Source organism: Intestinimonas sp. RTP31139st1_F5_RTP31139_211217, assembly GCF_040226735.1.
GTDB lineage: Bacteria > Bacillota > Clostridia > Oscillospirales > Oscillospiraceae > Intestinimonas > Intestinimonas butyriciproducens.
Genome location: NZ_JBCOAQ010000009.1, coordinates 1 through 9,830 on the forward strand (window position 1 = coordinate 1; position 9,830 = coordinate 9,830).

The following is a 9,830-nucleotide window of genomic DNA, read 5'->3' on the forward strand; positions in this document are numbered from 1 at the left end:
CATTTTTAACAATGTTTGTTTGGAATAGTAGGGCTGCATATCAATTTTTATATGCTACTTTATGACACATAAGCATTGGAGCCTGGATTGTCGGACCCGTAGCCCTCCAGCAGGTTGACAACGCCCCACACGCCCAAACCGGCGCCCAGAGCCACAACAAGGGTCTGCAGGGTGGTGATTGCGGAAGTGAAAAACTGCATAGAACCTCCATTCCTCCGGGGAGAACATACCCCGGACATAAAAATAGCCGCCCAAACGGGCGGCGGGTACTTGCTTCGGGACACTTTGTCCCAAAGCGGGGTCATGGATAGGCGTCCGGGTCGTCGATGTCGTCATAGCTCAGGATTCCCTCGTCTATGTCCGGCTCCTCCGGCACGTCCACCTCGTACACGGCGTACTCCTCCTGGGGGTCCACCTCGTCCATGCGGCGTGTGATCAGCCTGGAGAGGTCAAGGGCGTTGCGGGTCTTATCCGCCTCCGCCGTGTACTTGTAATTGGGGTGCTGTTTCAAATCGTACTTGGGGGAGTAGAACGGGGGCAGGCCCCGGAGCTGCATGATGCACCTGTCTCCCGGCATGGTGGCAAGCTCGGCGGGGGTCATCAGCTCCCGTCCCAGACGCTGGGTGTTCATGTTATAGCTCTCGCTCTGGCCCTTGCTCCGCCCGTCTGTCTGCATATAGATGGTGGCCCTGCCAAGCCAGTTCTCGGAAATTTCCTTGATGGTGCTGGACTCCCTGCCTCCCAGAAAAATCATGCTGTCCATGTTTCCCAGCACCGTTTCCGCGTGCTTGTCATACAGAGCCTTGCACTGCGCCATCTGTTGGTAAAAGAGGGTCAGTGATACCTCGCGGGAGCGGATGACTGCCACGATTTTCTCCAGGTTTGGCACCTGTCCCGTGTTCGCCGCCTCGTCCCAAAGTACCCGCACATGATGGGGCAGGCGGCCCTTGTGTATGTTGTCCGCCCGTTCACACAGGAGATTGAACATCTGGGAGAATGCCAGAGCCACCAAAAAATTGTAGGTCGGCGTCGTGTCTGAAATCAGGAAAAACAGCGCCGTCTTTTTATCCCCCAGACGGTCCAGCCCCAGCTCGTCATAGCTCATGATCTCCCGGAGCTGGGGGATGTCAAAAGGGGCCAGCCGGGAACCGCAGGAGATCAAAATGCTCTTGGCCGTCTTGCCGCTGGCCAGTTTGTACTTGCGGTATTGCTTCACCGCGAAGCAGTCCGGCTTGCGCTTTTCCAGGCCCTTGAACATATAATCCACCGCGTTCATAAAGTTTTCGTCGTTCTCTTTCACCTCCATGCCGCTGATCATATCCACCAGCGTATTCATATTCTTGTCCTCCGGCGCACCCTCGAAGATGATATAGGCGATGAGGGCGCAGTATAAAAGGGTCTCCGCCTTGCGCCAGAACGGGTCGCTCTCCTTGCCGTCCCCGGAGGTGTTGGCGATCAGGGTGTCCACGAATTTCAGGATGTCCGCCTCGTTTCGGATGTAGGACAGGGGGTTATAGTGCATGGATTTTGAAAAATCAATGCTGTTGAATACCCGGACCTCATACCCCTGCCGCTGCAAAAAAGCGCCGCACTGCTCCAGGGTGTCGCCCTTGGGGTCTACCACCACATAGCTGCACCCGCCCTTTTTCTTCGCACTTGCCTGCAAAAGCTGGGGCGTGAGCCAGACGCGGGTCTTGCCGGAGCCGGACGAGCCGATGACGCAAGCATTGAGATTGCGGGCGTTGGCCGGATTTTTGGGCCGGGTGTTCATGGTGAGAAATTCCGTGCCCGTCAGAATGATATTGTTCTCAAACACCGGATCGACGAACGGGGCGATGTCCTTGGGACCGCCCCATCGGGCACTGCCGTACTCCACATCCCGTCTGTACTTCCTGGCGTTCCTGCTTTTGAAGCAGATCAGCAGCCGAAAGGCTGCCGCGCCCGCAATGCCAACGAGCCAGTCAAATCCATTCAGCCCCGGCGCAGGGTCCGCAAAGGCCGGACCGATGGCCGCCATCATGCCGGTCAGCTTTTGCGCAAAACTCACCCCAGCCGCCAGCCGGTAGGCCGTGCCGCATTTCAGGCAGGCCCACAGGACGAACAGGTAGGGGAGATTGGGCAATACATATTTTCGCAGCCTATCGGTCCTCATAGTCCCGCTCCTTTGTCCGCTCCCGCACCGGCTGCCGGCGCACCCGCTCCCGGGCCTGTTTCAGCCGCTCCAGGACGGGGACTCTCCGGGTCCGGCCCTGTTTCAGCACCAGCCGGGAATAGTCCTCAAAACAGGCGGTGACAGCGTCCTTCTGCTGCTCCCGGAACAGAAGCAGGTGTTTCCCGTCGTTGGTCTTGTAAAAGGCGTAGTCCACCCCGCATTTCCGGGCCACCCGGTCAAAGAGGGCCGGAGCCTCCACGGGGATGCCGCTGGTCCCGCCCCCGTGGTTCATGAGCTGCCGGACACTCTGCTTGCCCTGGGGCGCTTTATGGGCTTGCTGCTCCTGCCGGATCTTCCGGGCCGCCGCCCGCACTGCCTGGGCCAGCACACGGGCCGTCAGTTTGTTCGCCTTGATGATCAGGGCAACCGTCCGTCTGGACACATCTTCTTCTGCCAGTCAATCACCTCCCATAAAAAAGCCGCCTTGGGACAAAGTGTCCCGAAGCGGCGCTATCTCTCGTCCCGGTCTTTTGACGGGACCGCCGTCTCATGGCTGACCGCCCGGTCCGCCACCTCCTTGCAGGCGGCCAGCCGCTCTCGGATATTCAGCTTGGGATAGGCGAATACCCGGTGCTCCGGGGGAATTTCCTCCGGGCCCGCGTACTGTGGAACAAAGCCGCTGGAATTGCGGGTCAGGTAGCCGCCTTCCACAAAGCAGCCGTTCTCATTCAGCCGCACATCCCGCCCGTATGCCTCATAGTCAAAGTAGTTTTTCAGTTCCTCCGGCACCTCGATGGCCTCGTTGAAATCCGCATAGATGCGGCCAAGTTCCTCGTCCGTGTCCACGCCGGGATGGAGTTCATAGCAATCCAGATTGAGTACCAGATCGATCAGGTCCCCGGCGCATTGGTCGTGTTCCCCATATTCCAGCACCGCCTGAAAGGTCTCCAGCTCACTTTCGGTCAAGCCGGAGAGCAGGCAGGCCAGATAATTCACTTCGTCCACGCTGTCATACTGCGAAAGGCAGCAGCAGAAATTGGGGTGGAGATTGCTGTCGTGTTCGGTGAGGATCACCCGCCGGTCCCGGATGCCGTCCACACCGATGGCCTTCAGGGCCTTTTGTACTTCCTTGCGGGTGGTGGGGAAAGCGATGGAAATATCCCGCCGCTCCCCGCGCTGGTATTGATCCCAGTTGGTGAGACGGGCGGTGATCTCAATGTCCATCCGGCGCCCTCCCTTCATGTTCCAGGGCGGGGGACTTATCCACGGTTCCGGGGCCGTCCCTGGCCCTTGACCGTGAGAATGCCCTCCAGCGTGGTCGCCGTGATGCCCAGCCGCTGGGCCACGGCAATATCGTTTTTCATGCTCTCCGTGACCGTATGGCCGCATACCACCAGCACACGGGAGCGCTGCAGCAGGTCACGGGCCATATCCAGCCCGTCCTTGTGCTCCTGCGGCACCGGATCGTTCAGGAACAGAGGAAGAAACAGCGCGGGGCAGATGGGCGCGTAGCCCGCCTCATACACTGCCCGGCAGTACCGGGCGGCCTGTTCCGCGTTCTCGCTGTCGCCGCCATACCATGCGGCAGTGATATACGCAAGGGGTCTTTTCATGATGCATTACCTCCGTTTTTCAATATGGTTCGTTCAGCCCATTCCCCCCGCCCTTGCCCAATCTTGGGCAAGGGGGCGGCTCTGGAGGATATACCCCCGCCGCGCCGTTGGGAGCAGCACAGCCGGGGCCTCCCGTCAAGGGCATGGCCGCCGCAGTGCGGCGGGGCCAAAAGGCCCCCTTGACAGGCGGCTCCCGCCTGTGCTTTTGTCTCTGCGGCGACGGGGGATATATCCAGAGAGCCTCATCCTCACAGATGGGAGGGCCGGGCATAAAAAAAGACCTTGGGACAAAGTGTCTCAAGGTTACTTGACATTCCAGTTTTTCTCCTCGCCCACATTGGCGGTGTGGGTGTTGGCCGCCTCCATGATGTCATAATAGGCCCAATAGGTCTGCTCCAGATCGGAGAATGTATTGAGCCTGCTGGTGTTGGCGTCGATATACGCCTCGTCCGCCTGCCGCCCCAAAAGCCGGTTGACGATAGTCACCACCTCGGCGCGGGTGATATAGCGGTCCGCCCGGAATGTGCCGTCTCCGTAGCCCCTGATCCAACCATACCGGGCTGCATCAGCGATATACTCCGCCGCCCAATAGCCGGGGGAAACATCATCAAAACCGGCGTACTGTTCCATCAGCTCCGCAGCCCCATCTCCGTAGGCGTCGAAGAATCGCACGGCCATGGCCGTAAACTCCGCACGGGTGATGGCCTCATTGGGGGCAAAGGCGCCGTCCTCACGGCCATACACCACCCCATAATTGGAGAGATACCGCACATAGCCGGAATACCATGCGTTGGCGGGGATGTCCGAAAAACTGGTGGTGGCCGCTGTGGTGATCGTGTCCCCGTTCCTGTCCGCCAGCAGGCGGGCGAAGATGGCTGCAGCCTCACTCCGGCTCATGTTCCGCTCCGGGCCAAAGGTGCCGTCCGTGTAGCCCACGACATAGGCCGTATGCCGCTCCGTTTTCGCAACAGAGGGAACTGCAGCCTTGCCGTCCTCGTCAGTGACGCCGCTGGCGCTCTGCCCCAGATCCCCCTTGACCGTGACGGACAGGCCCTCCTGGGGTGTTTTCCTGTGGTCCGTGACAGTCACGGTGATACGGTTGTTTTCGTCCATATCCACCCCGTCCGGCAGGGTGACGGTGATATTGCCGGTTTTGCCGATGGACACAGCCGCGTCCTCAATGGGCCGCCCGGTCTCATAGTCCTCCACACGGATTGTCAGGGTCCAGCGTTCTCCGTTGGCGTCCTCCCAGCCCCCGGTGGTTTTGCCGTCCTCGTTGGTGGTCCCGGAGGTGCCGGGGACGGTGATCTGCCCGGCATCGTCAGTGGAGTCCCCGCAGTAGTTGGCGTTTGCATCGGTGACAGCGATGAACAGATCCGCCACTGGGGATTTGTCCTCTGCCAACTGAACCGAGATGGTGGTTTGGTCTGCATAGTCCAGCAACCGCCCGGAGGGGAGCAGGATGGAGAGGGTGTCATCCTCATGCAGTGTGACCGTGGCCCCGGAGACGGGATTTTTCGTGTCCGTATCGGTCACGGTGACGAGATAGCCGCCCACCACGGCCTCTCCGTGGGTGTCTGTGGTGGCCTGACGGTAGATTTTTTCAATCGTCTCCGTATCGGTGACTTCACCGCAGTTTTCGCACTCCTTATGCTTACTGCCCTCGCTCTCCGTGGTGGGCTCCTGATCCACGATCCACTCGCCGCTCTTGTGGCCCGTGGCCTCGGTGTACTCACCCTTATAGCTGTCCCCGCAGCGGGAGCAGGTAAAGACGGTGAAGCCCATCTCCGTACAGGTGGGGGCGGTCACTTCCTCCTGGTAGTCATGGCCCAGGGCCTTTTCGATCACAGCCCCGCACTCGGCACAGAGCTGGGGATCTGTGCAGGTGGCCGCGTCGCCGGGGACGTGGCCCGCAGCCTCGCTGCCCTCTATACGGTGATACCCGCAGCGGACGCAGCGATATTCCATCACGCCCTCACCGGTGCAGGTGGCGTCCGTGACAAGGGTCCCATCGTCCCAGCTATGGCCCAGCGGGTCCGTGTAGTCCGTCACAAAGGAGCTGCCGCAGCCTTCGCAGCGGTGGATGGTTCTGCCGCCCGTCTCACAGGCTGCAGGAATGACGGTGGACTCGTATTCGTGGGACAGGGCCGGGGTGATGTCCTCAATATGCCGATCTCCGCAGGCCTCGCACTCCCGGACCGTATAGCCGGGGCTGGTGCAGGTGGCCGATACCGTGTAGGTGGTATAGGTGTGCTCTCCCTTGGGGGTTGCGACAACTTCCAGTTCGCCGCACCGGGAACACAGGTTCAGCAGCTTGCCGTCTGTCTCACAGTCTGCCTCCCGGATCACCACGCCCTGCCAACTATGCCCCAGGGCCGCCTCATAGTCCCGCTTTTCGATCCGGCCGCAATTCAGGCACAGATAACGGTCATAGCCCAGCGTCCGGCAGGAGGCCGGGGTGCTGTCCAGCAGAATATAACTGTGTCCGTCACAGGACTGGCCGCAGCAGGAGCCGCCGCAATCCGCATCCTGGCACCCGCAGTCTGGGTCGCCGCAGCCACAGCCGCAGGAGCCGTCCTCGCTGGTGGTTTCATCCCGCAGCCACACATAGGCCACGCCGCTTTCCGTCATGGTCTCGCCCTCGTAGGTGTAGGCGATCTCATAGTACACCGCGTACTGACCTGCCTCGGTATAGTTGGGGGCAGAGGTCAGGGTGCAGCTATCCGCGCTGCTGCCGTAGCGGAGAGAGGTGCTGACGCCGGACTCGGAGAGGTCCGTCACGGTGATGGTATGGGGCTGGCCGTCCACAACGCCGTAGTAGTCCGCAATGACCGCCTTGGCCGCCGTGTAGTCATACCGGGAATACTCGCACAGGGTACAATGCTCCACCTCGGCAAACCGCCCGTTGGCAGGCTGGGGCTCTATCTCCGTCTCCAACTCGTGCCGCTCCAGACAGCTTTCCTCCGTGTGCCAGGTCCCATAGCAGAAGCCGCAATAGCTCCCACCTGTGGTGATAACGGTATGATACCGGCTGTCCGCATATTCATAACGCACCGTTTCCGGCAGTTCCTCAAAGAAATTGCTGGCACAGTCATACAGCCAATACACATTTTTGTAGCAGCCGTAATTTGTCGCACCCAAATTGGTGTTGAAACTGCCGCAGCTCTCACACACCGCCTTGGTCCAGTGATACCCGGTATAATAGGCGTCTACGCCGGGGGTGCCGTCCAGAATGGTCCCCTGGGTCTCTCCGTCCACGCTCATACCGTCCGAATATTTCACGTTCCGGCTCAGGGCCGTCTGGCCGTCCCTGGTGTACTCAGGGACCCGGAACACCTCAAAGATGGCTGTTGTGCCGCACTCCGCGCAGGTAAAGGTCTCGTTGGTCACTACGCTATTCACGTCCAGCTCATTTGTCCGGTTATTTGACTCCTGCCAATGCGCGGCGGGGTCATGGTAGCTGTTCTGCTGGGCGGCGAAAGCCGTGGGGACAAGACCCAGGCACAGCACAAGGACCAGCAGCAGGGGCAGCGCCCGCCGCTGAATATAAAATCTCGCTTTCAAGTTTGCTCCTCCTATTACATTAAAATATAAAGGCAATAAAAAATCCTTCGGGACAAAGTGTCCCAAAGGATTAACGCTCTGCCGTCTGTTCCGGCACGTTCTTTTCCGGGGGCTGCTTTTCTTTCCATTCGTCCAGCAGCGCCAGGATCTGCTCTTTCATCTGACGGGGCGTTTTATCCTCCCCGAAATACTTGTTCAGCTCCGCTTCACTGATGATCACCTGATTTACCTCCTTTTTTTCTTCACTCAAAATCTGATCGATGACGTCGCCGTTGAGCAGGTTCTTTTGATCCAGTTCCCGCAGCCGCTTGGCCTGGACCACGGAGGGGGAAGCCTGTTCACCGTCAATAGATACGGCAATGAGCCGCTGATTTTTGGGCCGCACATACGAAAGCTCCACGGCGGGCATGAAGCCCAGGCCCTTGACGCGCTTGCCGTTTTCGTCCAAAACGCCGTCCACCTTCTCCTGAAGCTCCGGTACAAGGGAGTTTAGCCGCAGATACCGCATGACCTTTTTATAGTTCAGGCCATGGGCCTCCCCTACGATCTCCACTGACCGCTTACCAATATCCCCCTCGGCCACGCCTTTGAGCCTCGTCCCCTGGTGCTTGATGTCCTCCACTTCCAGGTCCAGCAGGCGGGCCAACTCGCTGGGGAGGGGATCGCCGCGCTGCTTGTTGCTGTTTTTCATTTCCATGACGGCTTCATGATCCGTCATTTCACGGACGATACAGGGGATCTCCTCCAGCCCCAGCAGCTCACAGCTATGATGGCGGCGGTGTCCGGCAATGATCTCATACCCGCTGCCGTCCTTTTCAGGCCGGACAGTGGCAGGAGAGATAACGCCCTGCTCCCGGATCAGCTCTGACAATTCTTTCATAGCGGCGTCATCCACCACCTTGAACGGGTGTTGACGGAAGGTGTGGAATGGGTGCAGTTCGCTCAATTTCAGGTAAACGACCTTTGCGTCCTCAATGGGGCGGGGTGTTGTACTGGCCTCTGTCTCCGCAGTAGGAGCGGAACCGGGACCTCCATCGGCGGCAGGGGGACCCGGCTCTTTGCCGTCCTTACTTTGGGACACTTTGTCTCGTTCTGCCTTGCCTTGTTCCGGGGCGGCTTTCTCCGCCTTGGCCGGACGGCCTTTGCGGGGCTTATCCGTTTTGTCTGCCTTTGGGCCGCCCTTTTCCTTGGAAGTACGGCTGCGGCGGGGCTTTTTCTCCTGCTCCGCATCCTGCTTATCCTGGTCCTTTTTTTCCGACTCCCGGTTATCCGGCCCACCGGCTGCGGTGAAGTCGATGACCTTTGCGGATGTACCGTCTGCCTTGAGTGTGGGGCCGTCTCCATCTGACAGCGCCGGAGCACCCTCGCCAGGGACCGGGGGATTTGTGGCCTCCGTCTGCTCCTCGTGACCGGGGGCGTCCGTGTTTAACTCGTTCTGTTCCACTTCTTCACGGGCAGCAGCGCGGCGCTCCGCCATAAGACGTTCAATGGTATCTGCGTCCACCACCACATCTCCGCCAGGAGCCGGGGGACCGTCAGTCTCCGGAACCGGAATCGTGGTCTCTGCTTCTGTACTGCCCAGGACCGCACCCTCTGATCCGGTGTTCAGTTTTTCCTCTGCCACTTTTTTACCTCCTTTTTCATCTTTGTAGTGTTGCACAAACTTTTGCCTGCAACTTTGTGAATGTTTTTTCTGCCTCCTTTCCCGCTTTCTACGCAAAAACGCCGCCCAGGGTAGCCCTTGGACGGCGTTTTGCGTAATGTGATAGCGTTCTTTTTTTCTTTCCCGGTTTTCCTGGGACCGAAAACCCTTGTATTTACAGCGTTCCTATTCGGAGCTAATCATAGGTTCACCTCCTCTCGTTCCCGCAGCTCCCGCTCCACGTCGGCCACCCAGGGATGGTTGGCCAGCAGGGTGCGGGGGGACAACAGTTCCCGGCTGGCGTTGACGTTGGCGATGACCTCACTCTCGTTCACCGGCATATCCATATTGAAATCCACGCGGAACGCCGCGCCGGAGAAGTCCCCCCGGCCCGTGGCCTGGAGCCAGGTGTCCAGGAAGGGCTTGAGCCGCCGGAAGGCGGCCTGGAGCTCGTCGGCCAGGTCGGCGCAGTCGGCGTCCAGATCCATGTACCGGAAGCCCAGCGCCGTGCCGGAGGCGCTGCCCAGGTCAGGGTCCCTGGTGTCCACGGCGGAGGCGAAATCGAAGAGGTCCCGACGCTCCCGCTCCAGGAAGGCCAGCACCGCCGACACGTCCAGGTCGGTCTGGAGCTTGTCCACGCCGCCGTCGCCCTCCACCTTCACGGCCAGACACTGCCGCAGGTCCCGCACGAACTCGTCCAGGTCGGCCCCGCCGTAGTTTTTGAGGATGTAGACGAACTTGGCCACGTCCCGCAGGGCGTCGGCGGTGACGGAGGTCTGCCAGTTGTAGTCGTCGATGAGGTCCCGGACGTAGCGGCACAGGGGCAGCTCCTCCTCGTTGTAGCGCAGCCATACCAGCG

At 59.9% G+C, this 9,830-nt stretch carries 7 protein-coding genes and 1 pseudogene; all 8 read right to left on the bottom strand.

What is annotated here, in order from left to right; genetic code table 11:
• Positions 1–71: 71 nt before the first annotated feature.
• Positions 72–200 (bottom strand): annotated as a pseudogene (locus ABUA09_RS08130) (Maff2 family mobile element protein); the annotation flags it as partial.
• 101 nt (positions 201–301) lie between these two features.
• Positions 302–2,152, bottom strand: a complete 1,851-nt coding sequence (locus ABUA09_RS08135; RefSeq protein WP_349949273.1) for a VirD4-like conjugal transfer protein, CD1115 family — start codon at positions 2,150–2,152, stop codon at positions 302–304.
• Positions 2,139–2,594 (bottom strand): PcfB family protein, encoded by a 456-nt coding sequence (locus tag ABUA09_RS08140; RefSeq protein WP_349949274.1) that lies wholly within the window; start codon positions 2,592–2,594, stop codon positions 2,139–2,141. Before ABUA09_RS08140 ends, ABUA09_RS08135 begins: the two co-directional genes overlap by 14 nt.
• A gap of 68 nt (positions 2,595–2,662) precedes the next feature.
• Positions 2,663–3,376 (bottom strand): antirestriction protein ArdA, encoded by a 714-nt coding sequence (locus ABUA09_RS08145; RefSeq protein WP_349949276.1) that lies wholly within the window; start codon positions 3,374–3,376, stop codon positions 2,663–2,665.
• Positions 3,377–3,411: 35 nt separating this feature from the next.
• The gene (locus tag ABUA09_RS08150; RefSeq protein WP_349949277.1) at positions 3,412–3,765 is read right to left on the bottom strand and encodes a DUF7768 domain-containing protein; all 354 of its coding nucleotides are present in this window, start codon (positions 3,763–3,765) and stop codon (positions 3,412–3,414) included.
• 303 nt (positions 3,766–4,068) lie between these two features.
• Complete coding sequence (locus tag ABUA09_RS08155) at positions 4,069–7,329, bottom strand: S-layer homology domain-containing protein (RefSeq protein WP_349949278.1); 3,261 nt, start codon at positions 7,327–7,329, stop codon at positions 4,069–4,071.
• 70 nt (positions 7,330–7,399) lie between these two features.
• Entirely contained in the window at positions 7,400–8,806 is a 1,407-nt protein-coding gene (locus tag ABUA09_RS08160; protein ID WP_349949309.1) for a ParB/RepB/Spo0J family partition protein, read from the bottom strand.
• Positions 8,807–9,171: 365 nt separating this feature from the next.
• On the bottom strand, positions 9,172–9,830 hold a 659-nt coding region (locus tag ABUA09_RS08165; RefSeq protein ID WP_349949279.1), incomplete at its 5' end, for a phage portal protein.